The sequence below is a fragment of the Clostridium sp. UBA7791 genome (assembly GCF_002480755.1).
Classification (GTDB): Bacteria; Bacillota; Clostridia; order Clostridiales; family Clostridiaceae; genus Clostridium_J; species Clostridium_J sulfidigenes.
In genome coordinates this window covers 56,849-75,822 of the sequence record NZ_DLCT01000011.1, presented here as the reverse complement: position 1 = coordinate 75,822, position 18,974 = coordinate 56,849, and the positions used below count along the sequence as shown (strand labels likewise).

The 18,974-nt window shown below is 27.8% G+C and carries 12 protein-coding genes and 1 pseudogene; 4 read left to right on the top strand and 9 right to left on the bottom strand.

The features are described from left to right. Nucleotides 1-41: 41 nt before the first annotated feature. The 6 genes from B3Z56_RS14200 to B3Z56_RS14175 form a co-directional block, all read right to left on the bottom strand. Nucleotides 42-1,376 (bottom strand): FAD-dependent oxidoreductase, encoded by a 1,335-nt coding sequence (locus tag B3Z56_RS14200; RefSeq protein ID WP_346849204.1) that lies wholly within the window; start codon nucleotides 1,374-1,376, stop codon nucleotides 42-44. A 302-nt stretch (nucleotides 1,377-1,678) separates the two neighbouring features. Next, complete coding sequence (locus B3Z56_RS14195) at nucleotides 1,679-2,320, bottom strand: lactate utilization protein (protein ID WP_346849203.1); 642 nt, start codon at nucleotides 2,318-2,320, stop codon at nucleotides 1,679-1,681. A 124-nt stretch (nucleotides 2,321-2,444) separates the two neighbouring features. Beyond that, nucleotides 2,445-2,942 carry an SEC-C metal-binding domain-containing protein gene (locus B3Z56_RS14190; protein WP_035134596.1) on the bottom strand — a complete coding sequence of 166 codons (498 nt, stop codon included), beginning with the start codon at nucleotides 2,940-2,942 and terminating at the stop codon, nucleotides 2,445-2,447. Nucleotides 2,943-3,025: 83 nt separating this feature from the next. Then, on the bottom strand, nucleotides 3,026-3,616 hold the full coding sequence (locus B3Z56_RS14185) for a GerMN domain-containing protein (RefSeq protein ID WP_346876268.1): 591 nt from the start codon (nucleotides 3,614-3,616) through the stop codon (nucleotides 3,026-3,028). A 140-nt stretch (nucleotides 3,617-3,756) separates the two neighbouring features. Next, nucleotides 3,757-4,542 carry an MBL fold metallo-hydrolase gene (locus tag B3Z56_RS14180; protein WP_346879056.1) on the bottom strand — a complete coding sequence of 262 codons (786 nt, stop codon included), beginning with the start codon at nucleotides 4,540-4,542 and terminating at the stop codon, nucleotides 3,757-3,759. Between the two features lie 40 nt (nucleotides 4,543-4,582). After that, nucleotides 4,583-5,839, bottom strand: coding sequence for a UDP-N-acetylglucosamine 1-carboxyvinyltransferase (locus tag B3Z56_RS14175; RefSeq protein ID WP_150844350.1), 1,257 nt, complete (start codon nucleotides 5,837-5,839; stop codon nucleotides 4,583-4,585). A 340-nt stretch (nucleotides 5,840-6,179) separates the two neighbouring features. Between B3Z56_RS14175 and B3Z56_RS14170 the strand changes: the two genes are divergently transcribed. The 4 genes from B3Z56_RS14170 to B3Z56_RS14155 all read left to right on the top strand — a co-directional run bounded on the left by B3Z56_RS14170 (nucleotide 6,180) and on the right by B3Z56_RS14155 (nucleotide 9,712). Continuing rightward, a complete protein-coding gene (locus B3Z56_RS14170) occupies nucleotides 6,180-6,728 on the top strand; it encodes a hypothetical protein (protein WP_035134591.1) in 549 nt (182 codons plus the stop codon). A gap of 133 nt (nucleotides 6,729-6,861) precedes the next feature. Beyond that, nucleotides 6,862-7,293, top strand: coding sequence for a DMT family transporter (locus B3Z56_RS14165; protein ID WP_346849199.1), 432 nt, complete (start codon nucleotides 6,862-6,864; stop codon nucleotides 7,291-7,293). 112 nt (nucleotides 7,294-7,405) lie between these two features. After that, nucleotides 7,406-8,296, top strand: a complete 891-nt coding sequence (locus B3Z56_RS14160; protein WP_035134587.1) for a selenium metabolism-associated LysR family transcriptional regulator — start codon at nucleotides 7,406-7,408, stop codon at nucleotides 8,294-8,296. Nucleotides 8,297-8,440: 144 nt separating this feature from the next. Continuing rightward, nucleotides 8,441-9,712 carry a S8 family serine peptidase gene (locus B3Z56_RS14155; protein WP_346879055.1) on the top strand — a complete coding sequence of 424 codons (1,272 nt, stop codon included), beginning with the start codon at nucleotides 8,441-8,443 and terminating at the stop codon, nucleotides 9,710-9,712. Nucleotides 9,713-9,744: 32 nt separating this feature from the next. On the opposite strand, the pseudogene B3Z56_RS14150 reads toward B3Z56_RS14155, so the two are convergent. The 3 genes and pseudogenes from B3Z56_RS14150 to B3Z56_RS14140 all read right to left on the bottom strand — a co-directional run. Then, nucleotides 9,745-10,257 (bottom strand): annotated as a pseudogene (locus B3Z56_RS14150) (nicotinamide-nucleotide amidohydrolase family protein); the annotation flags it as partial. Nucleotides 10,258-10,319: 62 nt separating this feature from the next. Then, nucleotides 10,320-13,247: an insulinase family protein gene (locus B3Z56_RS14145; RefSeq protein ID WP_346879054.1), complete on the bottom strand. Its 2,928-nt coding sequence runs from the start codon at nucleotides 13,245-13,247 to the stop codon at nucleotides 10,320-10,322. Nucleotides 13,248-13,516: 269 nt separating this feature from the next. Continuing rightward, nucleotides 13,517-18,910 (bottom strand): diguanylate cyclase, encoded by a 5,394-nt coding sequence (locus tag B3Z56_RS14140; protein WP_346879053.1) that lies wholly within the window; start codon nucleotides 18,908-18,910, stop codon nucleotides 13,517-13,519. Nucleotides 18,911-18,974 lie beyond the last annotated feature (64 nt).

Here is an 18,974-nt window from a genome sequence, read left to right as displayed (position 1 = left end):
TGATGAGTTATTTTTAAATTATATATAATATAACTTATATATTACTTTAGTGCTTTAAGAGCTACAGTATTTAATAAGCTCCATGGTTTATTAAAGTGTGGTTGGAAAAAGAAATCTGTCATTGCCAGTTCTTCTATGGTCATGTTATTTTGAATTACTACAGATAGGGTATTCATGTGTTGAGTTAAATCTTCATCAGAAATAATCTGTCCTCCAAGAATTCTTCTTGTAGCTTTGTCATAAACAAGCTTTATGGTTGCTTCCTTATAGGTTGGCATAAATTCTGGTCTATGATTTTCACTAACCATTACTGAGTCAATCTCCATAGATGTGGTTTTCTTAGCAACCTCTTCTGTTAACCCTGTTGATGCTATACATTTATCATATATCTTTATTCCTGAAGTACCTTGGGTTCCCATATACTTAAGAGTTGGGTTTACTAGGTTTTTAGCAACTAAGGTTCCCATTCTTACAGCATTAGTTGCAAGAGGAATATATCTCTTATCCCTTGCTGGATTATATTCTACAACACAGCAATCTCCAGCTGCAAATACATCTTTAACACTAGTTCTCATATATTCATCTATTATTATTGCTCCATTTGGAAGAGTGTCTAATTTTCCTTTTATTAAACTTGTACTTGGTATAAATCCTATGCAAAGTACTACTAAATCTGCTTCACGACTTCCTTTATCAGTTACTACCTTAGATACTATACCATTTTCTCCTTCAAACCTTTGAACTTTTTCACCTAAAGCTAGTTTTACTCCACGTTTTTTAAATTCATTCTCTGCTATATCTGTAAATTCTTTATCAAGATATTTACTCATTATTCTGTCTTCTGCATCAACTAGGGTTACATTTTTACCTTTCATTTCAAAGGCTTCAGCAAGTTCTACCCCTATATATCCAGCTCCTACAACTGTTACATTCTTAGCATCAGCTGATTTTTCTATAATTGTTTTTGCATGACTATAATTTTTACATAGTAATATATTTTTTAGGTTTCTTCCTTCAAAATTAGGAACTATTGGCCACGATCCTAAGGTTAAAATTAATTTATCATATTTTTCTTTTACTATATCACCAGTCTTTAAATTTGTAGCTGTGATTATTTTTTCATCCATATCAATATCAGTTACATCATAATTCATTCTCATGTTTATACCAAGGTTATTTAAATTTTCTGGGGAATTATAAAATAATTTTTCTGGTTCATTTACTACATTAGATACACTTAAAGCAATTCCACAAGAAAGGAAAGATATATTATCATTTCTCTCATAAACTGTAATCTCACTATCTGGGTAAAGTTGTTTTGCATTTACTACCGCTGCTGTTCCTGCGTGTGTACATCCTATTACTGCAATTTTCATAATACATGACCTCCTATAATTTACACCTAAATAAAATTTATTCTTATATTATATTCTAAAAGTTATTTAATTATAATCTCATAACAACGTTTGTTATTTAACAATCATTATCTAATAATATTTTACCTCAAATATCATTTTATTCAACCATGCTATTAGTATATATAGATAGATAAGCTTTCATTCTCTTAACTTTTCTTTAATTTTCATTATTTTTCATATAGTTATAAAAAAGTGCTTTAGCAAAATATTTTAGACTAACTTATTTTGCCAAAGCACTTACTCTAATATTCGTATTTTAATTAATATCCTAATTCCTCATTCAAGAAAATTACATGTATCCTATCCTTATTTCCCTGTCTTCTTATTATAGTATATTCATTGCAAATTCTATCTTCACTTGAACAATCCATACAATGACCTACCTTTACACAAGGAGTAACTTTATTTAATCTTTTGCAATTTGCAGGTGCTGATACTCTTTCATTTCTCTTAATGGCTTCTTCAATATTCTCTACAATTTTATTTATTCCTGCTATGATTATTACTTTATCTGGACCATATAACATAGCTGCTACCCTATTTCCATTGCCATCTACATTGTATAACTCTCCTTTTTCTGTAATTGCATTAGTACTAGTAAAATATACGTCAGCAGAGAAAGTGTTTCTATATAATTTTTTCAAATCATCCTTACTTAACCCATCCTCATATCTGTCTAGGAAATTATATTTTCCACTTCTTAAATAATCAATAACTCCAGTTTCAAATAGGCTCATTGAACCACCACAACTTACTGTATCACCATCATTGGTAAGTTCATTAATTTTCTCAATGAGTTCTTCATGACTATTTACTAAATAGCCATTCATACCATTCTTTTTAAGTGAATTAATTGTACTATTAACCCTACTTTCCTTTAGCCATTTCATATTTTTATCCATAAACAATCCCCCTGTAAATTTATCATATAATTAATTATATCATAGCCATATATAGAATATCTTACAATAATACATATATAAAAAACCCTAATGAATAAAAAATTCACTAGGGCTAATGTTTATATTATTTTCCGCAACATTTCTTGTACTTTTTACCACTTCCACAAGGACATGCATCATTTCTACCTACTTTAACTTCATTTATTACTGTTTTTGATTCTCTCCAAGTTTTTTGTATCTCTTTTCTTTTTTCTGGTGAGAATATTCTATCCCATTGTGATAATGTATAAAGATAGTCTGCTTTAGAATCAAGCATATTGAAGTATAGTTTTTCATAATCTATTTTGAAGCTAACTTCTGAATCACTTTCTATAGCTTCAAGATCTAATTCTTTATCTATACTTTCATTTATTCCATCTAAGAATCCCATAAAGTAAATTTCATTAACGTCAAATTCTTTAACTAATTCAGAGAACTTTCCACTAATAACACCGCCATCAATTGCTAAGGCTTTTGTATATATTGATTTTTCAACCTTTGCATACTCTTTCCAAAATGCAGGTTCTCCATTTTCTTTTACATACTCTACAACATAATTTGTCCAATTGCTATATATGCTCATGTTATTTTCTCCTTCTTTATAACAAAATTTGTTTATCTATTTTATTAATTATAATAAATTTTTATTTATCTTTCAATAATATCTTATTTCTGTATTTTTAACGTAATTATTTCATCCTTAGTAAATGGTTTTGATATATTATAGTTTCCACCTAAACTTTCAACACCTTGATTATTTACTGTAATCATTATTTTACTCACAGATTTCAGCTGACTCAAAGAGTTTGATATAGACTTAAGTATTGTTACTTCTTGAACTTCAGACATTTCAAACATAGCTTCTGGGCTTAAATTAATATTTGCTATGCCATCCTTAATAGAAAAACTTAAAAGCCTTGTTTCCTTTGGTAAAATAGGCTTGCTTTTTTCACTAACTTTAGCTGGCCCTTTGATGAGTTCTTGCATGATCATCTCACCTATTAAATCCTCACTATTAATTAGTCTCTCTTCCTTTATGAGCTCGGACTTTTCAGCATCTCCTCCAAAGTATAAAGTTATATCAATATAGCCATCATCCTCTGTAGCTCCTTTAGTATTTTCAAGTTTCTCTTTACTTATTATACTTGCCTTATCTTTCTTTATACTCATAGTTTTTGTAAGGTAAATTCCGCCTACAACTAGTGCTATTACAACTACTGTTATTGTTAATACTAAACTAAAGGTCTTCTTTTTCATTCTACACCTCCTATTACTAACCAAACTTTTTATCCGATGACTCCCACTCTAATACTACCATCTTCTTCAAAGTGGGAGTAAAGAGTGGCTACGTCCCTGGATAACGACTTCTAGAGCTTCAAAGAAGCTAAGAACTCTGTTTATATTTCTGATAATATACTATGCCTATCTCTATTGCACATTTTTAATTCTATATCTTTTTCTACGCTAATATTGTTTTCCCTTAATACACTTGCTACAGTTTCATAAGCAAGCTCCGGATAATTATTTGTTTTACTTAGATGCCCTAAGTATATAGTTTTATGATTTCCTTTTAAAATATCTACTATAGCTTTACCACAATCTTCATTGGATAAATGTCCTTTTGCACTTAGTATTCTTTGCTTTAATGGATATGGATATGGTCCAAATTTAACCATTTCTATATCATGATTACTCTCTATTAAAATCATATCACTATCTTCTAGTGCCATTTTTACTTCTATAGAAAAGTGACCTAAATCAGTAGCTATACAACATGATTTTTTAGAGCCATGTACTCTATAACCTCTAGGGCATACTGCATCGTGAGGTATAGGAAAATTCTCTATGGTCAAATCATTAATTTCAGTAAACTTACCATCAATTATTTTTATATTTTTATCCTTAATATTTCCAATTTTCCCATCCATGGCTTCCCAGGTGAGACTTGGTGCATATATAGGAATATCGTATTTCCTTGAAAATACTCCGGCCCCTTTAATGTGATCTGAATGTTCATGAGTAATAAATATACCATCTATAGAATTAGGATTTATACCTATGTCCCCTAATTCTTTATCGATAGCCTTACCTGGCATTCCCACATCCACTAGAATGTTACTATTGTTTTCTGATACAAATATACTATTCCCACTGCTACCACTAAATAATGGGCAAAATTTCATAATTATCTCCTCAATCTAGTATCTAAAATACATATAAAACTTATATATTTACTCTTCTAATATCTGCACCTAAAGCTTTAAATTTTTCTTCTATATACAAATATCCTCTATCTATATGTTCAATGCCTTCAACTTCAGTTTTTCCTTGGGCTGAAAGACCTGCAATAACTAAAGCTGCACCTGCTCTTAAATCTGTAGCTTTAACATTAGCTCCAGATAAATTTTTAACTCCATCTATTATAGCTATTCTACCTTCTATTTTAACATTTGCACCCATCTTCTTTAACTCATCTATATGCTTAAATCTTGATTCATATATACTTTCATTTACAATGCTTCTTCCTTGCGCCATAGTTAAAAGAGTACTCATTGGCTGTTGTACATCTGTTGGAAATCCTGGATATGGTAAAGTCTTTATATTTACACCTTTAAGGTTATTTCCACTTCTAACTATAACTTTATCCTCATCTTCTATAACTTCTACACCCATTTCCAAAAGCTTTGCTGAAATAGATTCTAAGTGTTTTGGTATTACATTATTTAATGTAACATCTCCACCACAAGCTGCTGTTGCTATCATAAAGGTTCCAGCTTCAATTTGATCTGGTATAACTGAATAATTACATCCTGAAAGTTCCTCTACTCCAGTAATCTTTATTACATCCGTTCCAGCACCTTTTACATTTGCCCCCATAGTATTTAAGAAGTTGGCCACGTCTACTACATGTGGTTCTTTTGCTGCATTCTCTAAAACTGTAGTTCCTTCCGCAAGAACTGCCGCAAGCATGATATTTATAGTAGCTCCTACGCTAACTACATCAAAATATATAGTTGTTCCAACTAATTTTTCTGCAACCAGATTTACTGCACCATGTTCTATGGTAACTGTAGCTCCTAAGGCTTCAAATCCTTTGATATGCTGATCTATTGGTCTATCTCCAATAGGGCAGCCCCCTGGAAGTTCTACTCTAGCTTTTTTAAATCTAGATAATAATGATCCTAATAAGTAATAGGATGCTCTCATATTCCTTACTTCTGGGATTGTAGCATTGGTTGTTACTATATTTGTGCTATCAATTTTTATTGAATTACAACTTGATTCTACCTTACATCCTAAATATTCTAAAATAATTTCTAAACAATTTATATCTTCTATATTAGGAACATTCTCTATTGTACAAACTCCCTTAGATGCTAAAATTGCTGCTGGTAAAATTGCTACAGCTGCATTTTTTGCGCCATTAATATTTACATTTCCAAATAATGGATTGCCTCCATTTATAACTAATTTTTCCATACAGGTATCATCCTCACTATTTATATAATGTCCATACTTTACATATGTTAACTTAATTCCATGTCTATCTATATCTATGTCAATTAAACCTAATTTTTAAATGTTAAAATCTCATAATTATAATTATATCACAATGTTCGTATATTTTAATAAAAATTTTAAATTTATAAGTGTAATTTTTAATTTTTATTTTTATAGACATATAAAAGTAAAAATATAATTAACTATATATGTCTATTATAACCTATTATTATATGTTATAATACTGTTAATTGTAGCGTTAAAGTATTTTATAATGATATAATACTTTATAATAAAAATCTACATTCGGGAGGAAAAAATGAAATATTATTTAGTTGCATTGGTGGATGATAAATCTGTTGATGACATTATATCTATCCAAAAATTTTTAAATAAGAAATATAAGTTGTATAAAAACATATCTAATTTGTACATTCCTCTAGGTTCTGTCTCTAATACAGAGCTTGATAAATTAGATGAGATAATCTCAAAAATTTTATCTCCTTATAAAAAATTTAAAGTTGGAATTGATAATGACATTTTCATTAACGATACATCTAATACCGTAAACTTAAAAGTTAAAGATAAAGGATACATAAACAAGATATCTAGAAGCATGTTTGACATGTTTAATACTCATGGTATAAGTGTTAAAGATTTCTCAACACTATCCTATTTTAACATGCCTATTTCTAATGCTAACAACGCAATTAGAAAGGCTTATTCAAATAACTTATTTACCTTAGATGAAAATAAAGATAAAACTGATTTGTTTAATTTTACTAAGATAAATAAAATCGAGATTTGGAAACAACTCAACAATAGAAGGGATACCTTAGTTAAAAGTTATGATTTAAAAGAGTTTTAATATTAAAAACAATTTCTTTTCTATGATTTTAACTTTATAATTAATAAAATTAAGCGAAGATATACCCCTTAAATTTTAAATAATTATATCCATATTAGGGTAAGCTATCTTTAAAAGGATGGTGAAAGTTTTTATGTTGGGTATAATTTTCTCAATAATTGCAGGGGTAACTATGAGTGTTCAAGGTGTATTTAATACAGAACTCTCAAAAAAAATTGGACTATGGGAGACCACAGTATTAACCCAAGCTATTGCACTTATAACTGCCCTAATAGTGTTATTCTTTGCAGGTGACGGTACCTTTAGAAATTTAAAAGATGCTAACAAACTTTACCTTTTGGCCGGAGTATTGGGTGCTGTTATTACGTTTACAGTAATTAAGGGTATGTCTAGTCTTGGTCCGGCTATAGCTGTAGCAACTATTCTTATTGCCCAACTTATTGCAGCTGCACTTATCAATCATTTTGGTTGGTTTGGCTCTACTGAAGCTGGATATGGAATACGAGAATGCATCGGTGTTGTCATAATGATAGTTGGAATTATAGTTTTTAAATGGAAAGGATAGCTTCTATCTTTTCTATTTTTTCGTAAGGAGTTTTAACTGTTCTCAAATAGAAATCTTTTTTCATATAAATCGAATTATTAAATCTTAAATTATTATTAATAGGAGGTAGACTATGGATTTTAAACAATTAGAAGCATTTATTACAGTGTCTAAACTTAGAAGTTTTTCTAAGGCTGCAAATGCTATTTACCTATCTCAACCTACTATAAGTTCTCATATTTCTAGTTTAGAAAAAGAACTTAATATTCAATTATTTGATAGAACATCTAAGGAAGTTAATCTTACACCTGTAGGAGAATCTTTTCTACAATATGCTAATGATATTATAAATTTAAGGAATAATGCTATCACCGATCTATCTAACTTCAATAATAATATTACTGGTGTCTTAAACATTGCTGCTAGCACTACTCCATGCAATTCCTTACTACCTACTCTTGTTTCAACCTTTAGTGAACTCTACTCAAACGTTAAATTTAACATTAAAGAACAAGGTTCTGTATCTATAATTAAAGATATTATAGATCTTAAATGTGAAATTGGTTTAGTTGGTACAATCATAGATAATTCAAAAATAAATAGTTATAAGATAATGGAAGATGAACTTGTTATTGTTTCTAATCCTAAATTAAATTTACCTGAAACTATTTCTATTGATGATTTAATAAAATATCCTTTTATAATAAGAGAAAAAGAATCTGCCACTCGACATACTTTAGAAGCTCAGCTTCATGCTAACAAAATAGATCCTAAGAAATTAAAAGTTCTTTGTGAGGTAAATAGTGTACATGCTCAACTTAAACTTATTAATCTAGGATTAGGAATTTCTATAATTAGTAAAAGCTTATGTGATGATGGTTTTATTAGTGGTAACATGCGTATAAGTCGAGTAGAAAATGTAGACTTAAGAAGAGATCTCTTCTTAATAGTAAGTTCTAAAAGAACTCTTACTCCTATTGCAAGAGCATTTTTCTCTATGTGTAAGAACATATATAATTTATAATAAAATATATAAAGCTTTAAAAGCTAAGATTAGAATATAAAAATTCTTAATCTTAGCTTTTATTTTTACAATAAATAAAAGCTTTAACAAATATTTTTAGTTTACATATACTAATAAGTGTAATAAGTATATAAGGAGTATTTTATGCTTTTTAATAAAAAACTTGATCCGACTCTTAAAAATATGATGGATAATGATATTTATAATAGATATAGAATAATAATTAAATATGGTAGCATTAAAAGTTCAATAGAGAAAAACATTAAATCCTCAAAAGGTGAAGTCTTGTATAATATTAAATCCTTGCATTGTTTATGTGTTCTTGCTACCAAAAGAGCTATTAAAAGAATTATAGAGCTTCCGGAAGTCAAATATATATGCATTGACGACATAGCATTTTTATGCAACAAAAATATCCTTCATGCCAATGGAATTTTTTTAGACAATAAAAGATTTGAAGTGTTAAAAAATAAAGAGGTTTCCGGTAAAGGCATAGGTATTGGTATTATTGATAGTGGCGTGTATCCACATATAGATTTATCTACCCCATCAAATAAAGTAAAAAAATTTATTGATATAATTAATGGTTCAACATACCCTTATGATGACAATGGTCATGGGACTTTTATTTCTGGATTAATATGTGGAGAAGGTACAAATAAAAAAGTAAAACAACATGGCATTGCTGTTAATAGCCATTTAGTTATGGTAAAAGCCTTTAATAAGCTTGGTAAAGGGTATATTTCAGCTACTTTATTTGCTTTGGAATGTTTATATAATAGTATTGATGAATTTAATATAAAAATAGTATGTGCACCTTTTGAAATAACTACTTTAAATAAGTTTATTTTATCTCTATATGATAAAATTTTTACTATACTTAGAAATAAAAACATAATAATAGTTGTACCTTCTGGTAATAATGAAGATAAAGAAGATACTATAAAAGGTATTGCTCTATCTGATAAAGTGCTTACAATAGGTGGAATAGATACAAATTCTACTTATAAAATAAGTGATTATTCCTGTTGCGGCTCTAATAAAATATTAAAAAAACCTGATTTTGTTGCTGCCAGTGATGATATTATATCTTTAAACACTGACTGTAATTATATATCTGAGAGAGATGGTGAGAAAATATATCCCCCACCTCTTACATCACCTTATACTATTCGTAGTGGAACCTCTATATCCTGTGCTTTTATAGCAGGTATCTGTGCACTATTATTTGAAATAAACAACGAGTTTACCTTTGATGATATATATACTTTATTGAGAATAAATTCAACCTTAATAAATGATAAAAAATATAAACAAGGTAATGGATATATAAATATTAACAACTTAATTGGTACTGATTTGTCTTCTATTTTAATTAATAAGGATAATAAAAATAAGCATAAACATAAAAAGTAAAGCACCCTCATTTACATGGGTGCTTTACTTTTTTATATTAATTTATCATTTAATAATTCATTTCTTAACATATCTAAAATATTTATAGTAGATTTTTCTCTTATTTCTTGCCTATCTCCAGAAAGGTTTAATTCTTTTGTCGTAACCTTGCCTTTATAATATAATCCTATATATACTCTTCCTACTGGTTTCTCAGCAGTTCCTCCACCTGGACCTGCTACTCCTGTAGTTGATATTCCTATATCAGCTCCTGAAGTCTTCGCTATTCCTTCAGCCATTTGAGCTGCTACCTGATGGCTAACAGCTCCAAATTTCTCAAGAGTTTCTCTTTTTACGTTAATTCTATTGATTTTAGCTTCATTACTATATGTTACTACTCCTTCAAGTAAACTTTTTGATATACCAGGATAGTTAATTAATCTTGCTGCAACCATTCCTCCTGTACATGATTCTGCAGTAGAAATAGTTAAACCCTTATTAACTAACATTTCTCCTATTGCATCTTCTAGAGCGATCTCTCCTTCTCCATATATACTATCATTTATCATAATTAATATTAATCAGAATTCATAAGTAAATTATAACTTCTGATTAAATTTCTCCCCCCTTAGTTAAACACATTTTCTAAGTTTTTAAATACATCTTTATTTTCTTTAATCTTACCATCATTACCAAGAACCACTATATAATTCATCTTCATAACATCTGCTACTAATTTTGAGAAGCTATTAATATCCTTAACTGTAGTAGATAACACTTCTTTTCTTTCCTGCTGTCTATCTGCCTTAGATATTCTTCTTATATAATAGCTAACTGCTGCATCTCCTGCCATGGATGGAGTTAATTGCATGTCTAGTTCACTTATAGTTCCTATAATGTATTTTAGCATTTCTCTATCTGTAGTTGTAAAATTATCCAAGTATTTAGCTGCATTATCATACGTCTTTAAGGTCTCTTTTATATTAGGGTCTCTATAACTAGCAAACATAAAATTACCACTTCTCACTATATTAGCAAAAGCTCCATAAGCTCCACCCTGTACTCTAACTTTATTCCATAGATAATCCATGCCAATTATAGTTTTTAGCACTAATAACTTTCCTGTGTATTCATATCCTAATTTTTTGTAGTTATATCCCTTTGCTACATATTGGACATTAGATGGAGTAAGCATTCCTTCATTTTTGTTTTCTTCATGGAAGCTGTACTTATTAATTTGTACTTCTTCATCAGATAATACTTCTAATATCTCTGAAATGTTCTTCTTTACAGCACTAACTTCTTCATCTTTACCAGTTACTGCTACTATTAAGCTATTTTTATTAAATACCTTATTCATTATAGCTTGAAATTTTAAAATAACACTGTCTATTCTATCATCAAAATTATTTTCTATCTCCTTTAAGAACTTATAATACTCATATCCTGAAGTTTTTTCTATATATTCATAAGCAGGAGAAAAATAAGATCCTAATCTTGTAGTTGCAACTTGATGTCCTCTATCCATAAGCTTCATTTCTATTCTTGATATTAAAACTCTTATAAGTTCTCTTATTCTCTTTTTATCTTCAAAGGATGTATTCTTAATTATATCTGCCAAGATTTCTAAAGCTCTTGGAACTCTATCTACTACTACACTACAATGTCCTTCAAGGTAAGTACTATATCTAAGGACATCTTTACTATCACCATATACTTCATTTTTAAAATATATTCCACCTGTATTAATTAGTATTTCATTAGATAAATCTACATAACTATAGGTTTTAGTATTAATTTTTCCTAATAGTGTGGTTAATAGACTTAGATATGAAATATCTTCTTGTGCTATGGTTCTGCTATCAAACATAAAATCTAAGTAAGCAATTTTACTTGTAAATGCATCATGATGAAGTAGTTTCACTCCAGAAGCATCCTCTTCTATAACACCTAATTCTTCAACTTTTTCGTCTATATCATCTATAGATAATACCGGTATAGTCTCTAATATTTCCTCTGGATCAGGAGTGTTCTGTCTATTTATTAAAGACTTTGTTTCATTAATTATGTCTTGTATTTCCTCAACAGATAGATTTTCTTTATATTCCTTTAATCCAGTTCTTAATTTTTTATCCTTTTCATCTGCTAAACCCCTTTTAGGCGCTAATACTATTAATGAGCTATGATTATTGTTTAATATATATTCTTCAATTAATTGTTCAAAATAATTTGAAGTTAGTGCTTTCTTTATTTTTTCCATATTCTTTTCATATTTTAAGTGAATTAACGGATCTCCATCATGTAGCCAGCTATCCATAGCTGTCATATAATAGAATAAACCTTTAGGCATTCCCTGAAAATCTGCTTCTCTTAACTTAAATTCTGTAATGTTTATGCATGCCTCTATTAGTTTTTTATCAATTCCATTTTTAACTAAAGATTTTAATGTATCAAACACTACATTCTTAAATTCTTCTTTTTTATTTGCATCACTATTTTTAAGTACTATACTAAATACCGGTTGTAAAATCCCATTATCAAAACTTCCATATACATCCTTTCCTAGGTTAGCATCAAGGATTGCTTGTTTTAATGGAGCTCCTTGAGTTTCTAATAAAAGATATTCTAAAACACTTAGACTAATATATAATTCATCATTAGTACATTCTCCAGTAACAAAGTTTAATGCCATGAAAGTTTTTTCATCTTCATTATCTTCATTAGAAATAGAGTATTCTGTTACAACCTCTTTCATTTCTTTAAAAGGCTTCTCTGGTAATATTTCAGCATCAATATCCTTTTTTTCAAAATTGTTTAAGTAATTGTCATTAATAAATGCTAATCTTTCATCTAAGTTTCCATCTCCATATAAGAATATATAGCTGTTAGATGGATGGTAGTATTTACTATGAAATCCTAAAAACTCCTCTTCAGTTAAATCTGGTATGAATTCTGGATCTCCACCTGATTCAAATCCATAGGTATTATGTTCAAATAAAGATTTTTGAATTCCTCTCATTAACACTCCATCTGGTGATGAAAATGCTCCTTTCATTTCATTATAAACTACACCCTTATAAGTTAGCTCATTTTCAGCATTTTCTAACTCATAATGCCAACCTTCTTGCATTAAAATTTCCTTTGTATTATATATATTAGGATAAAACACTGCATCTAAATATACATCCATTAAATTAAAAAAGTCCTTTTCATTTTTACTTGCTAGTGGATATATAGTTTTATCACTAAAGGTCATAGCATTTAGAAACGTGTTTAATGATCCTTTTATAAGTTCTACAAAGGGCTCTTTTGTAGGAAATTTGCGTGAACCACATAATACACTATGCTCTAATATATGAGCAACTCCAGTATCATCGCTTGGTGGTGTTTTAAACCCTATTGCAAATACTTTGTTAGAATCATCATTTTCCAGATGTAATAATTTTGCCCCTGTTTTTTCATGTATAAAAACTCTAGCTATAGAATTTATTTCTTCAACCTTTTCTTCTCTATGAAACTTAAATCCATGATATATTTTTCCTAAATTATAATTCATCTTTCTCCTCCTGCTATTTTATTATTTTATCTTTTAATAGTACTACTATTATTTATCTCCTAAACTTTAATATTCATTATTATATTTTAATATAAATTTAAAATAACTTATAAGTACCTTTCCCTATGGAAAAGCGCTATACCTCCTACTTAAAGTATATCTTATATATACTATATATAAAAATATATACTTTTAAGTTTTTATTAATTATCTATTTATGATAAAAGGTATGAAACTAGCTCTCTAATTTCATACCTATAAATTTAATATTATTGATATTCTTTTAGGATTGGAACAATTATTTTACCTAAGGTATTAATAAAATTTAATTCATCATAAGTAAACTCCTTATGATTAATTGATGCTGTTAAGTATATTACTCCAATTATATTTATTTTGTCTTTTAATAAAACTATAATATTAGATTTTAAATCAGGAATGTTTTTAATTTCATCATATTCATCTATGCAATCCCAATCTACTCCACAAATATTTTCTCCTGAATTTATTGTAGCCCTAATCTTATTGTATTTACGTATTTCATCAAATTCATTGCGTGTTTCATCTATAATTTTAGAGTATCTATTGACTAATTCCCCTTGTTTTATAGTAAACAAGGTACATGAATCTGCTTCAACAATTTCTGTAATTCTATTAATTGTGATGGCAATTTTTTCATCTACATTTCCCTCTGAATTAATTAAATCTATGAATTCAATTAAAGTTGAGACATTCTTATAGTCTTGATTTTCACTACCTACAAATATACCACTTAATTTATTTGTAGTACTTATTTTAGAACCATAGGATTCTTCCCATACTCTAGTAGCATTACGACCACTATTTTTAGCTGCATATAAAGCTTGGTCCGTTTTTTCAATAAGCTCTTCATAGGTAGTCGTATGATTAGGATAATTAGCTACGCCTAAACTTACAGTTACTACTCTTTTATCTCCCATAACTTTTGCCTGATAAATTTTCACTCTAATTCTTTCAGCTATACTCTTAGCTTCCTCTATACCTGTATTAGGTAATACAATAATAAATTCTTCTCCACCATATCTTCCTACTGCATCATCTTGTCTAATATTTTTTATAATTACTTCACATATCTTACTTAATACTTGGTCACCCATCCTATGTCCAAAAGTATCATTAATGGTTTTAAATTTATCTATATCTACCATTATAGTTGAAAATTCAGAATTAAAATTAAAAGATCTGTCTATCTGTTCATGAATAAATGATTCTAAATACCTTCTTGTTAATGTCTTAGTCAACTTGTCTATAGTAGAATTTCTTTTTATATTAAGTTTATCAATTATCATATACAAGATTTTACCTATAGTTACACACTGGTGCATTGTCTCCTCATTTATGTTATTTAACTTCCTTTTACTTTCCACATATACATATCCTAACACATCATGATTATAATCATATTTACTCATACCTCTACTGTTTTTAGAAATTTGAGTTATTGGTATACACATAGCTGCTTTTATATCATTTTCGATATCATAACTTAGTATATTCCCATTGGCATCACAAATAACTTTTCTACTTAACCTAATAGGTATTCCCTTATTTCTAGCTATGTTAACTATAGACATATCATTTGGGAGTTCTACATCATTTCCATCACTTGACACTACAGAAAATCTATTATTATTCTCTATTATTATATTAGTTTTCGTTGCTAAACTAATATAACTTATATATTTGCATATGATGTCCATACTTTCTTGACTATTTCCACATAAGTTATTTAGTAAGTCCTCAATACTATCAATATCTGTAAGATAATCCTTAGATGAATCCTTTAAGGATTTTATAAATTCTTCATTTACAAAATCACTCTCTAATATAATTTGAAATAAATCTTCAATATTTTCTGTTGTATTAATATTTATTTGGTCTAACTTTATTCCTTTTCTTTGATTATAGTAACTTTTTATTTGCAATAATATTCGAAAGCAATCCACCATGTTTCCTTGATTCTGTAAAAAATATTTTCTATAGTTCTTAGGAATTTGCAATAATATATCCTGTATTATATCACAGGCCTCTGAAATATATAACGCTGCTTTAGCCCTATCTCCATTCTCATAATAGGTATATCCTATTTTATAATATATTTTCCAGGATAAATTAGAATTTTTAATATCCTTATATTGAGCTAATGCCTCTTCTAAGGCATCTATAGGCATACATTTATCTATAACAGCTTCAATATATATTAAAGTCAATTTATTAAGATCAGACTTTATTTCATGTTCAAACTTTTTAATGTAATAAAATATTTCTGTAGCTACACTATTTAAGTCTTGATTTAAAAGTTGTAAAACTCCATCGGATAACATTGACACCCTTAAATCTACATATAATATCTTTTCACTAGCTTCAATTACCTCTTCTATACTTTTCATTTTTCTCTCTAAGAGTATCTTGTTTATAATACAAAGTAGCTCCATTTTATATTTCATTAAAGAATTCGTATTATCAAAAGCCTTTTTACCTTCTAATAAATAATCCATAGCTTTTTGTCTATTACCAATTAAGGAATTCATATAATATTCCAATATATAGTATGGAACTAACTCTTGCTCAAAAATTGAATTTCTTTCTATATATTTGTTGCATATATCTATATATCTAAAACATTCAGAATACTTTCCTTGTTTATATAATGTAGATGCCATATATACATAATTATAAAAATTCATATATATTAATTCATTTTGAGTAGCTATATTAGAGGCCTTATTTAAACACCTATATGCTTCATCATAATTTACTAAAACATAACTAAAAAATCCCATATTAGATAAAGCTATTACTTCATAAAACTTGTTTTGTTCAAGCTTACTTATTTCATAAAGCCTATCAAACCAACTCAGTGCTTCATCACCATATTGATAATAATCACCATATATAACTCCAATGCTATTATATATTCTAGGTAGTGCCTTAGTATAGTTCTTTTCATAACATTCAGTAACTGTTCCTTTTAATATCTTTAAAGCTTCTTCTTCCTTACATTGGGCAATCAGTGCATTACAATAGCTATTATAGAAACCAACTTTATAATCCATATGCTCTTCTTTACAAAGGCTTATTCCTTCCTTACATACATCTTTAATCTTCTCATACTTTCCAGTATTATATGAATTTCTTACTATTATTCTTAAGTATTCTATAGTACCTTTTAAATAATCTACATTTTCTAGTGCTTTTGATATTTTCTTAGTATAGTGCTCAATCTCTTCTTCCATACACAAATCTATGTATATCCAGATCATTTCTACCATAATATCTATATTAGTAATTATCTTATCTTGAAACTTACATAGTTCTTGAGCTTTAATATAATATTCTAATGCTACACTTTTTTCAGATATACTATTGTATAACTTACCTAAATTCATATTAGTTTCTATTTCATCATTAATAAATTCATCTCTATTTTGAAACTTATCAATGATTTGAAGAATCTTAAAACTATGTCTTATAGCTTCATTCACACTGTTTATATTCTCTAATCTCTGCTCGTTCTTCTTATAGTAGTATATAAGTTTTCTACTAAGCCCTAAAATCTCAAGATGATAGATAAGTTCTTCTATATAGATATTTAATTCATCATAGCAATATCGTTCAAGTACTACTACTATTTTTCTATGAGTATCTTTTTTTATAGATTGATCTACATCCTTGTATAGATAACTTCTTAAAAATTTATTATAAAAGGTATACACAAATCCATTATCGCCTATGGAACTATATAATATACCCTTAGCTACCAACTGATCAACTACATTATCTACATCACTTTCATTTGTTGTAAGTACATCTTTTAATACTCTTACTGGCATTGGTGTATAAAAGAATGAAATTATATATAAAATTTCATAGGATAGTTTGTCTACATCTTTTAATTGGGCTTCACAGACCTTTTCCATATTCACTGGCATATACATATCATGGTTATCAGGCTTATACCATCTACCATTTTCTTCGTTTAAATATATGATTTCTCTATTACATAAATCCTTTAAGGACTCTTCAATGAATAATGGATTTCCCATTGAATATTTATAAAATCTACTTATAAATTCATCGGATATCTTCTCAATATTTAATATATTTCTTAGCATCTTTGCAGAATTGCTCTCTGTTAATGATCTAAGGTGAACATTTAACGCAACTTTATCTGCAATGTATTCAATAAACTGTGTAAAATTATTGTTATTAAGGCAATCACCATCCCTATATCCAATAATAATAAGCACATTAGTCCTAAAATAGGTTTTGTTCAACATATATTGAATTAAATTTAGTGTTAATGTATCATACATATTCATATCATCTATAATAATTACCCCTGGATTATCATAGTAATACTCTTGTAAAAATGATGATATCTTAGCTATAAGTATAAGTCTTTCTTTATTTTCTAGCTTAAAATATCCCAAATTTTCATTATTATTATCTCCATAAATGTCTGGAGCTAGCAGCATTATTTCTTTCTTATATTTGCTAATTAAATTTTTATCTGCAATACTCACTATTTTTCTTAATAACTGTGCAATAGTAACCTTTGTAGATTCTTCTTTATTACTTTTCATATAAAAACATCTAAGTCTTTTATTTTCTTTAACATTCATAATGTATTTTATGTGTTTTAATAACCGAGTCTTACCTATTCCAATTTCACCATGAATTAATATAATATTTTTAGTTTCATGATATTTAACTATATGATTTATGGACTCCATAATCATTTTTAGCTCTTCATCTCTACCTATTAATGGGATATTAAAATTTAATTCTCTTTTTTCACTACTAACTTCATATTTAAAGTTCATGTTATATATGGAATTAACTTGTTTAATAATATCAAAAATACTATTTATTGAGTTATCTCTACTACTACATAGTTTATCTATTAAATTATATAGTTTTACTCCAAACAACTCTTTATATTCTTGTCCTTCATTACTTCCCATGTGTTTTGTAATTATTTTACAAGTTTTAGAATCTCTATATCTTCCTTTATTTTTTAATGAAATATTAATTAATATTTCACATAATCTATTTATATAGTATCTTTCTTCTTTAAATTTATTAGAAGTAACCTCTTCTATGTCTTCTGAATAACTAGCTATGCCTGTTTCTCTTGATTGTAAAAGTGCGGTTAATTTATCTTTTAATTTAACTTTAAAATCTAAACTTACATATATATTGTCATCACTAAATGGAACTACTTTCATATAATTGTAACTTTGATTATGTGCTACTACACATATTTCTAAAAATACTTTAATTAATATTTCTTCAGAAATGCCTTCTACAGCATCTAGCAATAACTTGTAATCACTATATACTTCTGTAGTGTAATAATAATTATCCATCTTATCTTTGTTATCTACACTGTTTACTACACCAAAATCTAAAATTCTTATAACATCATTTTTTATAGTGGGTATTTTTTCATATTCAGATATACAATAATTAATTATTTTATTTTCTATATTAGAATTATTTACAACATAAATGTTTACCATAGACATGTTATTATTTATGTCTATGGCTTCATATACAGAATAAATTCTATTTTGGTTTAATAATTCCACTATTTTATATCTTTCATTAATTATCTTCATATTTAGTACCTACCTAATTAAAATAATATTAAGTTTAATGTAGATTATTGTTAAATAACTCCCA

Bases quoted from the DNA above. Each gene is read 5' to 3' on its own strand.
- B3Z56_RS14155 (WP_346879055.1), top strand. From the start codon at position 8,441: ATGCTTTTTAATAAAAAACTTGATCCGACTCTTAAAAATATGATGGAT.
- B3Z56_RS14145 (WP_346879054.1), bottom strand. From the start codon at position 13,247: ATGAATTATAATTTAGGAAAAATATATCATGGATTTAAGTTTCATAGA.
- B3Z56_RS14165 (WP_346849199.1), top strand. From the start codon at position 6,862: ATGTTGGGTATAATTTTCTCAATAATTGCAGGGGTAACTATGAGTGTT.
- B3Z56_RS14170 (WP_035134591.1), top strand. From the start codon at position 6,180: ATGAAATATTATTTAGTTGCATTGGTGGATGATAAATCTGTTGATGAC.
- B3Z56_RS14175 (WP_150844350.1), bottom strand. From the start codon at position 5,839: ATGGAAAAATTAGTTATAAATGGAGGCAATCCATTATTTGGAAATGTA.
- B3Z56_RS14140 (WP_346879053.1), bottom strand. From the start codon at position 18,910: ATGAAGATAATTAATGAAAGATATAAAATAGTGGAATTATTAAACCAA.
- B3Z56_RS14190 (WP_035134596.1), bottom strand. From the start codon at position 2,942: ATGAGCATATATAGCAATTGGACAAATTATGTTGTAGAGTATGTAAAA.
- B3Z56_RS14195 (WP_346849203.1), bottom strand. From the start codon at position 2,320: ATGGATAAAAATATGAAATGGCTAAAGGAAAGTAGGGTTAATAGTACA.
- B3Z56_RS14185 (WP_346876268.1), bottom strand. From the start codon at position 3,616: ATGAAAAAGAAGACCTTTAGTTTAGTATTAACAATAACAGTAGTTGTA.
- B3Z56_RS14180 (WP_346879056.1), bottom strand. From the start codon at position 4,542: ATGAAATTTTGCCCATTATTTAGTGGTAGCAGTGGGAATAGTATATTT.
- B3Z56_RS14200 (WP_346849204.1), bottom strand. From the start codon at position 1,376: ATGAAAATTGCAGTAATAGGATGTACACACGCAGGAACAGCAGCGGTA.
- B3Z56_RS14160 (WP_035134587.1), top strand. From the start codon at position 7,406: ATGGATTTTAAACAATTAGAAGCATTTATTACAGTGTCTAAACTTAGA.